The sequence below is a fragment of the Dyadobacter sp. 676 genome (genome assembly GCF_040448675.1).
Classification (GTDB): Bacteria; Bacteroidota; Bacteroidia; order Cytophagales; family Spirosomataceae; genus Dyadobacter.
Genome location: NZ_CP159289.1, coordinates 2307303 through 2321870 on the forward strand (window position 1 = coordinate 2307303; position 14568 = coordinate 2321870).

Consider the following 14568-nt stretch of genomic DNA (forward strand, 5'->3'; position numbering starts at 1 on the left):
TTTTTATGGTGAAAATGCGATATCAGTTAAACAGCCGCCAGGCAAGCCAAATACCTCCGGCGATGAGGATAAAGGGAATAATGGTCAACAAAATGCCTACCGCAATCTTGCGCGCCAGCAACACGAGGTCCGAAAATGTGATCATGTCTTGAAAAGCAATAATACCGGTCTACTATAAACGCAAAAGGAATATCGGTACGGAAATACCCCGGGACAGCACAGCTGGCAACTGAAATCGCCAACCACCGAAAATCTCAGATGATCAGCCATGACTGTCGGGCGGGATATTTCCGGAAAATGTCAGAGATAGTCACCGCTTCAACAGCAGCAACCTGAATAAACCAGGGAGAAACAAAGGGGGAAAGTATGCCCACCCACTCGCCCCGATGGGGACTTGCAAAGTAAATTAACCGCGCTCATATCAACGATGCCTGGATTAATACTCGGCTCAGGGTGGTTCAGGAGCCTCGCTTTTTAATAGTATACTTATTTGATAGACAAAGTAAATTTAATGTTTTCGAAAAAACAATAGCTTGCCCGATTTTTCTTAAATAAAAAACCGTGGCGGCAGTAACGCGCTGTCGGCCACGGATCAGACAGAAAAGGCGTCAATGACACCTTTCTGTCGATTTTATATAAACCAATTTATTTCAACTCGGCAAGCCATTGCTGTGCGAATGCACGGGCTGTGTTGGTAGGCGTGGCGCCCATGCGGTAACAGAATTTCCACACATCGCTTTTCCCTTCGTAAGCCGCATTCACGAACTTCTTTCGTCCGTTCACTTCCTTTGTCTGCGCCGCGAAATCGACCCCTTTGCTCTGGTTCAGGAAATCGGTGAGGCGGGCCACGAGTACCTTTTTGGGATCTTTCAGTCTTTCGTATTCATCCGCATTGCTCTTTGCATTTCGCGCCATTGTCTGCTCCGATTGACGGATTTCGTCATTGGCGAGATATTCGGCGTATTGTTTTTTGAATTCCTCCATATCGGTTTTCAAAAGCGGTTTAATCTTTTTGAAGAAAGCCGCATTGCGCTTACCCTCTTCGATCTGCTTCTTGAAATCCGCCCGTTGCTCGGCCGGCAGGCTGCCGAGCATGCTTTCCATTCCCGCGAACGTCTCGGCCGACTGGATCTGAATATCCACAATCGGCTCCATATCCTTCGCCTGCAATCCCTGCACCCCTTTCAGGCGGTTGGCGCGGATTTCCTGCTTGCGTTGCTCGCTGACGGTCGTTTCCAGCTTCGGATAACGCTTCGCTATCGATTCGGTGTAGCGTTTCTGAAAGTCTTCCGAATTGAAATACATTTTCACGAACGCTCCGGCCTTTTTAATCGCGGTCGCCTGCGCTTCCGGCGCCAACGAGCGGCAGGCCGACTTTACCGGGCTACCGAAATACGGCACGGTTACCGACGGCGCCTGTAAACCATTCCACAGACGGTTTTGAATGTCCTTCTGGCTGATTCCGTATTCTTCGAACTCGTCGCTGAACGTAAAATTGAGGAATGCAATGCAGCAGGCGTAGAGGAAAAAGGGTACTAATTTATTTTTCATGGCTATCACAATTGTAATCAAGGTAATGCTTATTGTTTCTCGGCAATCATATCGAGTTCCTCACCCTCGAACACGACGAAAATATTCAGTTTGTTATCCTTCACAGTGCCGACCTTATCGGTACCCTCGTAAATGTCGATACCGGAGCTTCCCGCGTTCTTCAGGTTCAAAGTTCCGAGATCTTCGTCGGGCTCGCGGTCGCCATCGATCGTCGCTTTCAATTTGCCCGTCACAACTTCCGAGGTAAATTTGTCAAGCTGAATGATAATGGTTGCGTCTTCCAGCGAACGCTCGTCACCGTCAACTTTAAGCTTCGTCACTTTATAGCTTCCCGCCACTTTCGAGCTCAATTCCGGGGATACGTCCTTGTCCTTGTCTTCGCAGGCGAACATCAATGTGCTGAGCAACAACAGAGCGAAAATGTTTCTCAAAAATGTAATCTTTTTCATGGCTGTATCTGATTTGAAATGGATAATGGATGAGATAATTTTTGCCTTTCGACCTTACAAAGGTAGCCTCCCCGGGAGCGGGAGATCAATCCTATAAATGCATGATTTTTCGAAAATCATATGTTTATAGGATATTATTAAAAGGTTTTATTTCAGACTTTTGCCACTGTAATTTTCCAGTCCATTCTACTCTCCGGGTCCGATGAAATTATATTTGAGAGCACTCTTACTTACCTTTTTTTACAGCGCGGCATTTGCACAAAACCCAGATCCCGCTGCCATTCTGAAACGCATTCAGACCAGCAAGCAAGACACTAACCGGGTGCTTGCCTACATTGAATACGGGCAATATCTCGAGAATCAGAACCTGGACAGCGCCGGTAAATATTACCTCAAGGCCGACGCCCTGAGCGAGCAGCTGAACTACGACACGGGCCGGTTCAAGTTCCGCTCCAACTACACTTATATCCTCAACTTGCAGGGGAAATTCGAAGAAGGACTGAAACTGAACCGCGAGAGCCTGGAAATCGCCAGAAGAATGAAGCATCAGGTCAATATCGGCAAGAGCCTTGCCAATATCGCCGCGAGTTACACCTATATGGGGAACTTCACCGAGGCTATCAAATACTACCAGCAATCGGCCAGTCAGTTCGACAAGCTGGGGATGAAGGAGTTCCTTCCAAGGCTTTACATCAGCATTGGAACGGCATTCGAGCATGCCAATCTTTTCAACAAATCATTGGTATACAAGCAGAAAGCATTGCAGCTCGCGCGACCGATGAAGGATAGCCTGCAACTTGCGGATATCCTGACGAACATCGGCGGTTGCTATTTCAATCTGAAAAGGTACAACGATGCCCTCGCGCATTTCAAGGAAGGTCTGAAAGTGGCTGAAAATATCCGTTCCGACATCTTCGTCACCCAGGCTTACGCCGGCCTCTGCCGCACAAACCGCCTCTTGAAGAACCTCGACGCAGCATGGGAATACGGCCGGAAGGGGCTTGACCTTGCCCGGAAAACCGGCAATGTTTTTCTCGAACTCGACTGTCTGCGTGCTTTGATGTTCCTCGCGGAGGACAGCAAGAAAATCGATTTATCGGCCAAATACACGAAAGAAGCGCTCACCATCGCCGAGGCGAACAACATGACCGACCACCTGGTAGAACTTTATGAAGATTACGCGACCGACCTCGCCCGGCAGAATAATTATAAGGGTGCTTACGATTACCTGATGAAATATTCGATCCTGAACGACTCCATCCAGGGAATAGACGTGCAAAAGCAATTACAGGAGCTCGACACCAAATACCTGACCGCGCAGAAGGAAAAGCAGATCGTAACGCTTGAAAAAGAGAAACAAACCCGCAACACCCTGATATATGGCCTCATTGCCGGGCTCGTTGGCCTGCTCGTAATCGCGATATTGGTTTACCGCAACATCGCATTTCGCAAACGCGTGGCCGAACAGGAAGTACTGCGTTTGCAGCAGGAAAAACAATTGGTCGCCACCAATTCCATTCTGAAAGGGCAGGAAGAAGAACGTACCCGCGTGGCCCGCGACCTGCACGACGGCCTGGGCGGATTATTATCTGGTATCAAACTAACTCTGAATTCCGTGAAAGGAAATGTAATCCTGCCCGAAGAAAGCGCTATGACGTTTACCAGGGCCCTGACGCAACTCGATGGCGCCATCAGCGAAATGCGCCGCGTAGCCCACAGCATGATGCCCGAATCGCTTGTGCGGTTCGGATTAATCGACGCGCTGAGCGATTTTTGCGACGGCATCAGCGCTTCCGGCCGGTTGAAAGTAAATATGCAGGCCTTCGGCTTTGAAGACAAACGCCTCGATTCGCAGGTGGAAGTCGTCCTTTACCGGATCATCCAGGAGCTGCTCAACAATGTGCTCAAATACGCCGAAGCCACCGAAGCGCAGGTGCAGCTTACTTGGGTTGAAAACCACGTGAGTGTAACCGTAGAAGACAATGGAAAGGGCTTCGACGTCAAAAACCTCGAACAAAACAAGGGTGCCGGCCTCCGCAACGTCCAGGCCCGCGTGGACTATCTGAACGGTACGCTCGACATCCAGTCGAAGCCGGGCGAAGGAACCTCGGTACTGGTTGAAGTCGTACTTTAATTATCGCTCCCAACGCCAGAAATGGCTTTAATCCCAATAAAAAAGAACTTATGAGTGTCAGAATCCTCATCGTCGACGATCACCCGCTGGTATTGGAAGGACTGAAGTCGCTGCTCGCCGACGCGGAAGGCGTACAGGTCGTAGGAACGGCCACCAATGCCATCGAGGCCATTGCATTCCTGAAAAACAATGAAGTGGACATCGCATTCCTCGACATCAACCTTCCCGACATCAGCGGCATCGACCTTTGCAAAAAAGTAAAAGACCAGTTCCCGGAGGTCAAAACGCTCGCATTAAGCACATTCAACGAACGCGCCTACGTATCGCGCATGATCCAAAATGGCGCCTCAGGCTATTTGATCAAGAGTTCCGGCAAGGAAGACATCCTCGAAGCCATCGCACAGGTGCAGGCCGGCGGGTATTTTATGAATGTGCAGTTCGATCAGGTAACGCCGGCCACGGCGCCGAAAACCGTTCCTTTTTTGACAAGGCGGGAAAAAGAAGTGCTCTTATTAATCGCGGAAGGACTTACCAACCCGCAGATTGCCGAACAGTTATTCGTAAGCGTAACAACGGTGAACAGCCATCGCCAGAACTTGCTCATCAAGTTCGAGGTATCGAATACGGCTTCGCTCATCAAGCTGGCTGCCGGCCTGGGGTTGATCTGACAATGCCGCTTGTGAGTGAACGCAATGTCCGAATGTCATCGGGACCGGATTTTCGGGTGTTGCCGTCTTCGGTCTTTTTGACAGCGTCCGAAAGCATCCTGCCCCGATCCTCCGCGGATGGATCGGGGCTTGTTTAAAATCAGTTCGTTGCCAGGCTTCCAAACGGGAAAATAGCCGAGGAGACATGCGCCCGGTTCATAATCTGACCTAATTCTCTGGCCTTTTCTGGGAATTGCGGGGTCAGATTATTTTTTTCCTGCGGGTCTTTTGAGAGATCATAGAGCTCAACCAGCGCATCCGGATTACCGGCGGCTTTCAACCGGACCGCCTTCCAGTTGCCCTGGCGCACCGCCTGCCTGCCGCCTTGCTCGTGGAATTCCCAGTACAGATAATCATGCTTTTTCTGGGTTGGCTTGCCCTTCAATGCGTCGGTAAATGAAATGCCGTCGATATTGCGGGGCGCGGACGCATTTGCCAGCTCTGCGAAAGTGGGCAGAATGTCCCAGAAGGCGCCGATGTAATCGCTTTTGGAACCCGGCTTGATGACAGCGGGCCAACGAGCGGCGAATGGTTCACGAATACCACCCTCATACAAATCGCGCTTCACGCCGCGGAAGCCGGCACTGCTGTCGAAAAAATTCGGGTCCGCCCCTCCTTCGATGTGCGGGCCATTGTCGCTGGTGAAAATGACCAGCGTATTCTTATCCAGTCCTTTTTCCTTCAATTTATCCATCACCTGCCCCACGTACAGGTCCAGGCGTGCCACCATGGCCGCAAAAGTGGCGTGAGGAAATTCCTGCGATGCATAACCGCCACCGGTAGCCCCGGGGCCATAGTCGGCACCCTTGTATGGCTTTTCTCCGAATTTACCTTTATAGAACCTGAAAAGGCTGTCGTCCGGCACAACCAGCTCTGCGTGCGGCAGAATGTAGGGCAGGAACAAGAAGAACGGCTGCTTTCCGTCCTGTGCCTCCAGAAAAGCGATCGCCTTTTTCTGGATCAGGTCGGGGGCGTATTCCTTGTTGTTGATCAGCCCTTTATTTCCTTCCAAGAGTATTTTTTTGCTGTTATCCCAAAGGTGTTCGGGATAATAGCGATGTGCCAGGCTCTGGCAGTTATAACCAAAAAAACGGTCGAATCCCTGCTTGTTCGGGTCACCCTCCGAACCCACCGGGCCCAATCCCCACTTCCCGAAAGCGGCCGTTGTATATCCCGACTTTTTTTAGTATTTCCGCCAATGTGATCACCGAATCGGCAATGGGTTGCTGGCCTTCCGGTTCCACACTTTTGTTGCCGCGAATGTAGGTATGCCCCGTGTGCTGGCCCGTCAGCAGCGACGACCGCGAAGGCGCGCATACGGAGGTACCCGCATAGAATTGACTGAAAATCATCCCTTCCCGCGCGAGACGATCGATGTTGGGTGTTTTAATAAGTTTTTGCCCGTTAAAACCGACATCGCCATAGCCGAGGTCGTCGGCCAGGATAAATACGATATTCGGACGTGCCGGTTTAGGTGTTTGGGCTGGGGAATGATGGCAAAGAAACGACGTGGCAAAGAGGGCAACCAGCAAAAAGTACTTTTTCATTATGGAGTAGATTAATACACTTCAGAAAGACATTGCAATCCCGGGAATACTTGGATTTAACTTGGTAGCTGTATCTTTGTTTCCGATACCCTACGACAGCCCGGACGACCGGCATGAATTGACAACCACCGAAAATTCCGGCAAGTCGCGCCTGGACTGTCTCTTAGGGTATCGGAAAGCAGATATGTTTCTGAATATTGCTAATCGGGAGATCGACGTAATCTACTTGTTTGATAGACAAAGTAAAGATAAATACTTTGAACAAGCAAATGCTAATAGAAAGAATTTGCGATTTTACCGGTGATTTCTGAGACTATTTTAGCAGTCTGACAGAATAATTGTCAAATTTCCCGTCGTCGGTCAGCAACCACAAATCTTCCACTTGTGATTGCGCAATCAGCAACTGTCGAAAGGTTCTTTATGAATCAATGGAAGCTGCTGATACACACCCAATGCGGGATTTTGATATCGATCAGTTGAACTTCCGCTGGCACCAGACGATCAATGGGATTGGGAATAGTAAGTTTCAGTAAGCCAGCTTTAATGGCGATTTCCCAAAGTGAACCCATACTGAAAAACAGCTCGTTTTGCTTGTTTTCGATCAGGTCGATTTGCGTTTGGCTAAGCCTTTCGTCGTCAGTCAGAAACCAAAGAAGGATGTGAGTGTCAAGAAGTATTCTCATTCGAGCGCATTAAAATCCGTTAGTTCATCCGTGAAGTTATCGGGAACGCGAGATATAATGCCTTTGCCTGAGCCTCTTTTCAATTCAAGTTTCGCTGCATTCGAAGACTCCTGAAACAGGTGATAGGCCCATTCCAGCTTATCCTTGAAATCCTTGTCGTGCAAGGCTTCCAATTGCTTTTTAAGCAATTCGTTTTCCCTCTTCAATGCGTCGAAATCTTTTTGAGAAATAACAGGAGTACCCATGGCTTTTGAATTTACATATGAGTAAATTTAAGATAAGTATCCCTGAAATACAACATCACTTTTTAGCGACTCGGAAAGGCGGTAATCTTGCCGATGTTTTGCACACGTCCGCTGGCCCTTACTTTCCAAATGTCATATTTTTTCTGCATATCCAGCCAAAATTCGGCACTCACACCAAACCCTTTCTCCAACCTGACCGCCATCTCGGCCGATATGCCCGCCACCTCATTGACCACTTCGGAGAGCTGCTTGCGGCTAACATTCAATTCCTTTGCGGCGCGGGTTACCGAAATCTTCATTTCTTTTAATATATCCTCGCGCAACACCGCGCCCGGGTGCACAGGTTTCATTTCACTTTCCATAACGTTCAATGATAATCGACGTAGTCGATTTGTATACATTACCATCTTCAAACCTGAACAGCACCCGATAATTCCCGGTGATCCAAACTGACCAAAAGCCTTCCAACCTACCTGAAAGTGAATGCAATCGATATCCGGGAATGGCTCTGACAGGTTCAAGGTTTTTGGCCGTGTTTAAAACCGAGAGGATACGTTTGAGCTTCTCGATTTGCTCAGGTGGCAACTTCGATGCATCGTCCTTTTCCCAAAGCAGCCTGAGCCCTTTGTGGTTGAAAGTCTTAATCATATTAAAGATAGTACGTAACCTCGAAGGTTACAAATTTATCAACAGCAATATGATCGTTGTTGCTGATAAATTCCATCTTCTATTTCCGAACGGCACGCCCTATCTCCCGAACGTTCTTCCCTGTCTTATGCTGCAAATCATCACCCATGTCTTCACGGGCTGCATCGGCGATCTTTTCGAGTTCCGCCACTATTTCCGGGTTCTGTTCCAGCACGTCATACCGCTCGGACGGATCGCGGGCGAGGTTGTATAATGCCTTCGGGTATTGATGATCTTCCGGCGCCGGGCCGGGCTGACCGTTTTTACCCGGCAATGACCCCTCGTACGTGCGGCCGGGATGCGCGAACACGAGTTTCCAATTGCCTTTCCGAACAGCTTCGAGGCTGTTTTTGCGGTAGTAATACAAAAAGGTTTCCCGCGGCGTCTGGCTTTCGTCGCCTTTGAGCAATGCGCTGAAATCGACGCCGTCGATTTTTTCTTTCGGTAATTTCGCGCCGGTGAGTTTGACGATCGTCGGGAGGACGTCGAGTGTGGACAAAAGCTTGTTGGAAACCCTTCCGGCCGGAATAACGCCCGGCCAGCGCATAATGCAAGGTTCCCGTTGCCCGCCTTCGAAGGAGGTTCCTTTACCTTCGCGGAAACCTCCGGCAGAACCGGCATGGTCGCCGTAATTCAACCACGGACCGTTGTCGCTGGTAAAAATTACAAGGGTGTTATTATCCAGGCCCTGCGCCTTCAACTCCTTCATGATCTCCCCTACCGACCAGTCGAGTTCCATCATCACATCGCCGAAAATACCTCTTTCGCTTTTACCGCGGAACTTCGCGGACGCGGCCAGGGGCACATGTGGGAGCGGATGCGGCACGTACAGGAAGAAGGGTTTGCTTTTGTTTCTTTTGATAAACGAGATGGCCTTTTCGGTGATTACGGGCGTCAGTTCACTGGCATCTTCCAGGTTTTTGATCTCTTTTACCTGCTTGTTACCGTCGATCCAGTGAAGCGGCGGATATTTTGCGCGCTCCTGCCACGGGTGCAACGGCCACATGTCATGCGAATAAGGCACGCCGTAATATTCGTCGAAGCCCTGTTGGAGCGGTAAAAATTCCTGGTCGCTGCCCAGATGCCATTTACCGAAAATACCGGTTGCGTAGCCCTGCGCCTTCACGAGTTCGGCAATGGTCTCTTCTTTGGGGTTAAGCCCAAGCCCCGCATTCGGCCCGAACGCCCCTGATATGCCCAGGCGGTTGGGATAACAACCCGTAAGTAATGCGGCACGGGAGGCGCTGCAAACCGCCTGCGCGGCCATAAAATTGGTGAACCGGGTACCCTCCATGGCCATTTTGTCGAGATTAGGCGTCTTATAGCCTAATGCGCCGTTTACGGAAAGGTCGCCATAGCCGAGGTCGTCGATGAAGAACAGGACGATGTTGGGTGTTTTCGCCGCCGGTTTGCCGGATTGAAAGGCCATCAGAAGGCAAAGGCCCGTTGTGACCAGCAGCAGGGAGAGTATTCTAAGCATCTTGCAAGGTTTGGTTTTAGGTAATATCAGCGCAGTATGGCGCCAAGCTCCCGCCTGGTACCGTACTGCGCTGTTTGCTCAAAATTAATTACCAGTTCGGATTTTGTTTCAGGTTCGGGTTCAAATCGCGCTCCTTTTGCGGGATCGGCCAGAGGTAATGGCGGCTCGCATCAAAAACACGGTCCGAAGAGGCAGCCTGCACCGTAACCAGCTTGCCGCTGGCATCCGGGTAAGTAATGCCGAACACCGGACCATTCATTACCTGCTCCCCGATTTTCCATCGACGGATGTCATACAACCGCTGTCCCTCGAAAGCCAGTTCCACCGTCCGTTCGCGCCGGACGATTTCGCGCAACGCAGCCTGGGCGGTTGTCGTTACCGAAGGCTGTTTCACATCGGTACGGCCGTTTCTTACCTGATTAATGGCCGCCAGCACGCTCGCATCGATTTGCCCCAGCTCGATTTTCGCTTCGGCATAAGTCAGCAGCACCTCCGCGTAACGTAGCAGGATAATGTTGATGCCGCTATTGCCGGGATTCGCGAAATCTTCGGCATTGATATACTTTTTAATATTAAAACCAGTGGTAGAAGCGATGTAAGTGCTTCCGATCGCATCGGCGGTGCCACTGGTCGGGCGGGGCTGGAAAGTAATACCGCTGGGTAATGCGTCGCCTTCGAGGAATACCGAAAATTTCAGGCGCGGGTCGCGATTGACATAAGGTTTCGCCGGATCGTAGCCGCTCGAAGGATCGGTGATTTTCTTGCCTTCGAGTGTTTCATAGGTGTCTACCAATGCTTTTGTCGGCACATAGGTACTTTGCGCATTTTTCTGGCTGTACGGGGCGAGCAAGTTGAAGACGTTGTTCGGATAAACATCCTTCAAATACTGTTTGTCCAAAAGCACTTCCTTGTTGTTCTCCGCGGCGTAGCTATACAGTTTTTCATAGGACTCATTCAAACCATACACTCCGAGCTTGATCACCTGATCGGCGGCATCGGCAGCTTTCTGGTAACGTCCCGCGTACAGGTCCGCACGCGCGAGCAAGCCTAATGCGGCACCTTTCGTAAACCGGCCTTTATCTGCGGCACCGTAAGTAGCCGGCAACAATGCAGCAGCTTCGGTCAGTTCTTTTTCCACAAAATTCCAGATTTCCTCGACCGGTGTGTTGGTCAATGCGCGGCCTTCATCGATACTGATCGACGACGTTACCAGCGGCACCGGACCAAACAATCCGGCGAGTTTCAAATAATGGTAAGCCCGTAGCGCCTTTGCTTCGCCTTTGAGCTGATTGATCAATGCAGCATTAGTGCCCGGCACTTTATCGACGTTTTCAAGGAAATAATTTACGCCGCGAATGCCCCGGTAAGCCCTTTTCCACTCTTCATATATCACCGAACTCGTAGCGTCATAACTTCCGGCCTCAACGTAAGCGGCCACGTTGAAGCTCTGGTTGGTGTGCGCGAGATCGGTAATGCCGTCCCAGGTTACGGCGGTCGTGCTGTCCAGATCGGTGTAGAGGGAGTTAACGGCAAGTTTGGCGTCGTTTTCGGTTTTCCAGAACAAATCTTCTGAAAGCCGGTCGTTGGGAACGGTTTCGAGCAGGCCCGAATCGCAGGAGGACAGACCAAGCATCAATGCCGTAATTCCTGCGTAAATGGTATGTTTAAATGTACTTGTTTTCATAAATGTGATCAGAATGAGAGGTTCAAACCAAATGTGTACAATGCGGTTTGCGGGAAATAAACGGCACGGCCGGACGGTACTTCGGGGTCGAGGTTCCATTCATTCAGCTTGGAAAATGTCAGCAGATTGGTAGCCGAAGCGTAAACACGGATGCGGCTTACCCTAAGCTTGCTCACGATGTCCGCCGGAATATTGTACGCGAGCTGCACGTTTTTCAGGCGCAGGTAAGAACCGTCGATCACCAGCCGGTCCGAAGTCGCCACATTTCGAAGGTCGAACTTCACCGGGCGAGGGAAACGCGCCCCGGGGTTTTCGGGAGTCCAGTAATTATTCGTGTAAATCTCATGGGTGAAACCTTCCTGGTTGCCCATTTCCGCGAGTGCACCGGCCAGGCGTGCATCTACTTTCGCCGCTCCCTGAAACAATATGCTCAGGTCGAAACCCTTGAAAGAGAAATCGCCGTTCAGGCCAAATGTGTATTTCGGGAATGAGTTACCGATCACGGTCATGTCGTCGGCGTTGATCTTGCCGTCGCCATTCCGATCCACATATTTTACGTCGCCGGGCTTGGTATTGGCGACGTAGGTTGCCTTGTACTCGGTAATTTCCTGCTGGGACTGGAAAAGTCCGTCGGTCTGATAACCCCACAGTGTGTTGATCGGCAGGCCTTTGGCGATGATATAACGCGGGTCGATATCAGAACCGGTGATGTACGGACCGGTGCCTTTCAAATCCACGACTTTGTTTTCATTAATACTCAAATTTCCTCCCAAACCATACCGGAAACCTGACGCACTCGCAGCGCCACGGTAGTTCAGGCTAAACTCCCAGCCTTTATTCTCTACCGAACCTGCATTCTGCGGCGGTGCTTTCAAGCCTATCGTGGCAGGGATGTCGAGGTTCAAAAGAATATCGTCGGTGAGCTTGCGATAGTAATCGGCGGTTAACGCCAACCGCTTGTTCAGAAATACCGCATCGATACCGAGGTCGAGTTGCGTGGTAGACTCCCAGCCCAGGCCGGTATTAGCCAGCGTCGTAGGGCGGTAGCCTTGCACCGGCACACCACCGAAGCTGTAACCGAGGGCCGTCAACGCCGAATAGTAGCTATACAAATCCACCGACTGGTTTCCGGTAATCCCCCACGAGCCGCGGAGTTTCAGGTCATTAACCGCTTTTTCCAGCCCTTGCCAGAAATTTTCCTTCGAAATGCGCCATCCCGCCGAGAATGAAGGGAAGAAACTGTATTGTTTTGAGCCGGTGAATTTGGAAGAACCGTCATAGCGGCCATTCGCCTCGAACAGGTATTTCTCTTTGTAATCATAATTTACCCGTCCGAAATACGAGCGCAGGCCATATTCGGCGTCGTTGCCGGAATTGCTTTTGGTACCGTCATTCGCGCCCTGACCGATCGACCCGATGTCATTGTTATAAAACCGCTCACGGTAGGCCGACAGGAAAGTCTGCGTATTGCCGATTTGCGAGTAACCCACCAACGCCTTCAAACCATGACTGCCAAAGCTTTTTTCGTAGGTCAGCAAATTATTGATCGTATACTCGCGCAGCGTGTTCCTGACTTCCGTGAGCGAATTGATGGCGACTGTTTTGGTAACGTTGGTATTCTTGTCGGTGTTAGTATATGAGTTGGTAAAGTTTTTCTGGTTGGTAAATGTGCCCCGGCCAGCGATTTGCGTGGAGAACGTCAATCCTTCCACAATGTCGAATTCAGCCTTGACATAACCCGCCAGGTAATCCGTCACTTGTCTTGACTGCCCCCCCGATTTCATTAAACATCAATGGGTTATTCCCCTGCGTGCTCAATCCATAAGTACCATCCGGATATTTGGGAACCGCCCACAATGTGCCGTGAAAGAAGTGATTCAAGGGTTGTGGGTTCTGTCCGGAATTGTTCACGGTGGGGTTCAATGCGCGGGCATAGCGGTAGTTGATGTCGCCGCTGACGCGAATGCGTTTCGAGACATTGTAGTCGGTATTCAAACGGAATTCGCCGATTTTATTGGAATAACCGGCAATTACCCCCTGCTGGTCCTGGAAACGGGCGCTCAACCGGGTGCGGATCATGTCAGTTCCGCCGGCTACCGAAATGGTGTGATTTTGCTGGGGAGCGGAGCGAAGCATCGTTTCGAACCAGGTATTCGGCATCGGGTATTTCTCCCGGTCGGTCGCATGAACGTACGCTTGAATGGATTCCTCTGTAAAACGCGCCGGAACAGCCAGGCCGGCATTCGTGTACGCAGCCACCTGCTCGCGCATGTAAGCCTCGATCCCCATCATTTTGGGCACGTTGTTGGATTTCTGAACGGCATAATAACCGTGGTAATCCACCTGTACCTTGCCGCCTTTGGCACGCTTCGTAGTGACGAGAATGACGCCATTGGTTGCGCGGGAGCCGTAAATGGCTGTCGAAGAGGCATCCTTCAAAACGGAAATCGACTCGATATCGTCCGGGTTGATATCGCTCAAACGCTGCTCGATGCCATCCACGATCACCAATGCATCGTTTTTGCCGAGATCATACCCGCTGGTACTGCTGCCGTTGATATTGAACGTGGTGATACCCCGGACCCGGATATTGGTATTCGACTTCCCCGGCGAACCACCTTGATCGAGCACGGTCACACCCGGCATCAGTCCCTGCATCGACTGCTGGATATTCGATACCGGCCGTTTGGTAATTGCTTCACCGCTGATCTGGGACACCGAGTTCGTGAGGGCATTCCGTTTCTGGGTGCCGTAACCCACCACTACGACTTCCTCCAACTGCTTCGTATCCGCAGCCAGCTTGATATCGATCGTGGCGCGGCCGTTCACGGCCACCTCCTGGGTAACGTACCCGATCCCGGAGAAAACAAGAATACCGTTCGATGGTGCATTGATTTCGTACTTACCGTCGGCGTCCGTGGAGGTACCGGTAAGCGTGTTTTTGACTACAATATTGACGCCTGGCACCGAACCATTGTCGGTTGCGGACGTTACGGTGCCTTTCACGGCGATGTTCTGGGCGAAGGCGCCGAGGCCAGGGAGCAGCAAAGCCGCAATCAGCAGGCCTCTGCTCAGGAGAGCGTTTCTGGATAGATTTTGGAACATAGTAATTAGTTAAAATGGGGCTGGGTTCAGACAATCGGGTACGTGCAAACGCAGTGCGGTCAGCGGGCCGCCGGAATCATTAAAGAAGAACAAATCGGAAATGGCTGTTACCGGCTAGCAGCGGCAACAACAGCGGAATAATTGGGAAAGATCCATGCGGCGGTTCAGGTTGGTGGTTGTCAATGGGCAAATCAATAAACTATAAATTCTATTAAACATATAGGCAAAGTAAAATAGCGAATCTGCAACAAGCAACCCGGGTTTACTTATTTTGAACAAATCGGGCGATTTTTAAA

Annotated in this window: 15 protein-coding genes; 2 read left to right on the plus strand and 13 right to left on the minus strand. The window is 50.7% G+C overall.

The genetic code is table 11. The features are described from left to right. Positions 1 to 22: 22 nt before the first annotated feature. The 3 genes from ABV298_RS10280 to ABV298_RS10290 all read right to left on the minus strand — a co-directional run bounded on the left by ABV298_RS10280 (position 23) and on the right by ABV298_RS10290 (position 2000). Positions 23 to 145, minus strand: a complete 123-nt coding sequence (locus ABV298_RS10280; RefSeq protein WP_353722034.1) for a hypothetical protein — start codon at positions 143 to 145, stop codon at positions 23 to 25. Positions 146 to 645: 500 nt separating this feature from the next. After that, positions 646 to 1551 (minus strand): hypothetical protein, encoded by a 906-nt coding sequence (locus ABV298_RS10285; RefSeq protein ID WP_353722035.1) that lies wholly within the window; start codon positions 1549 to 1551, stop codon positions 646 to 648. Positions 1552 to 1580: 29 nt separating this feature from the next. Then, complete coding sequence (locus tag ABV298_RS10290; RefSeq protein ID WP_353722036.1) at positions 1581 to 2000, minus strand: hypothetical protein; 420 nt, start codon at positions 1998 to 2000, stop codon at positions 1581 to 1583. A 214-nt stretch (positions 2001 to 2214) separates the two neighbouring features. On the opposite strand from ABV298_RS10290, the gene ABV298_RS10295 reads away from it, so the two are divergent. Then, positions 2215 to 4134 carry a sensor histidine kinase gene (locus tag ABV298_RS10295; RefSeq protein ID WP_353722037.1) on the plus strand — a complete coding sequence of 640 codons (1920 nt, stop codon included), beginning with the start codon at positions 2215 to 2217 and terminating at the stop codon, positions 4132 to 4134. 50 nt (positions 4135 to 4184) lie between these two features. Further along, complete coding sequence (locus tag ABV298_RS10300) at positions 4185 to 4802, plus strand: response regulator transcription factor (RefSeq protein WP_353722038.1); 618 nt, start codon at positions 4185 to 4187, stop codon at positions 4800 to 4802. A 139-nt stretch (positions 4803 to 4941) separates the two neighbouring features. On the opposite strand, the gene ABV298_RS10305 is transcribed toward ABV298_RS10300, so the two are convergent. The 10 genes from ABV298_RS10305 to ABV298_RS10350 form a co-directional block, all read right to left on the minus strand. Then, the gene (locus ABV298_RS10305; protein WP_353722039.1) at positions 4942 to 5973 is read right to left on the minus strand and encodes a sulfatase-like hydrolase/transferase; all 1032 of its coding nucleotides are present in this window, start codon (positions 5971 to 5973) and stop codon (positions 4942 to 4944) included. Next, the gene (locus tag ABV298_RS10310) at positions 5957 to 6388 is read right to left on the minus strand and encodes a sulfatase-like hydrolase/transferase (protein WP_353722040.1); all 432 of its coding nucleotides are present in this window, start codon (positions 6386 to 6388) and stop codon (positions 5957 to 5959) included. The genes ABV298_RS10305 and ABV298_RS10310 overlap by 17 nt, the downstream gene beginning before the upstream one ends. Before the next feature lie 425 nt (positions 6389 to 6813). Next, the gene (locus tag ABV298_RS10315) at positions 6814 to 7071 is read right to left on the minus strand and encodes a type II toxin-antitoxin system VapC family toxin (protein ID WP_353722041.1); all 258 of its coding nucleotides are present in this window, start codon (positions 7069 to 7071) and stop codon (positions 6814 to 6816) included. After that, on the minus strand, positions 7068 to 7316 hold the full coding sequence (locus tag ABV298_RS10320) for a hypothetical protein (RefSeq protein WP_353722042.1): 249 nt from the start codon (positions 7314 to 7316) through the stop codon (positions 7068 to 7070). The genes ABV298_RS10315 and ABV298_RS10320 overlap by 4 nt, the downstream gene beginning before the upstream one ends. Before the next feature lie 62 nt (positions 7317 to 7378). Then, positions 7379 to 7723, minus strand: coding sequence for a HigA family addiction module antitoxin (locus tag ABV298_RS10325; protein ID WP_353723166.1), 345 nt, complete (start codon positions 7721 to 7723; stop codon positions 7379 to 7381). Continuing rightward, positions 7668 to 7964, minus strand: a complete 297-nt coding sequence (locus ABV298_RS10330) for a type II toxin-antitoxin system RelE/ParE family toxin (RefSeq protein ID WP_353722043.1) — start codon at positions 7962 to 7964, stop codon at positions 7668 to 7670. Before ABV298_RS10330 ends, ABV298_RS10325 begins: the two co-directional genes overlap by 56 nt. Before the next feature lie 79 nt (positions 7965 to 8043). Further along, complete coding sequence (locus tag ABV298_RS10335) at positions 8044 to 9432, minus strand: sulfatase (protein WP_353723167.1); 1389 nt, start codon at positions 9430 to 9432, stop codon at positions 8044 to 8046. 139 nt (positions 9433 to 9571) lie between these two features. After that, positions 9572 to 11167, minus strand: a complete 1596-nt coding sequence (locus ABV298_RS10340) for a RagB/SusD family nutrient uptake outer membrane protein (protein ID WP_353722044.1) — start codon at positions 11165 to 11167, stop codon at positions 9572 to 9574. 8 nt (positions 11168 to 11175) lie between these two features. Further along, positions 11176 to 12951: a SusC/RagA family TonB-linked outer membrane protein gene (locus tag ABV298_RS10345; protein WP_353722045.1), complete on the minus strand. Its 1776-nt coding sequence runs from the start codon at positions 12949 to 12951 to the stop codon at positions 11176 to 11178. Next, the gene (locus ABV298_RS10350) at positions 12890 to 14272 is read right to left on the minus strand and encodes a SusC/RagA family TonB-linked outer membrane protein (RefSeq protein WP_353722046.1); all 1383 of its coding nucleotides are present in this window, start codon (positions 14270 to 14272) and stop codon (positions 12890 to 12892) included. Before ABV298_RS10350 ends, ABV298_RS10345 begins: the two co-directional genes overlap by 62 nt. Positions 14273 to 14568: the final 296 nt, after the last annotated feature.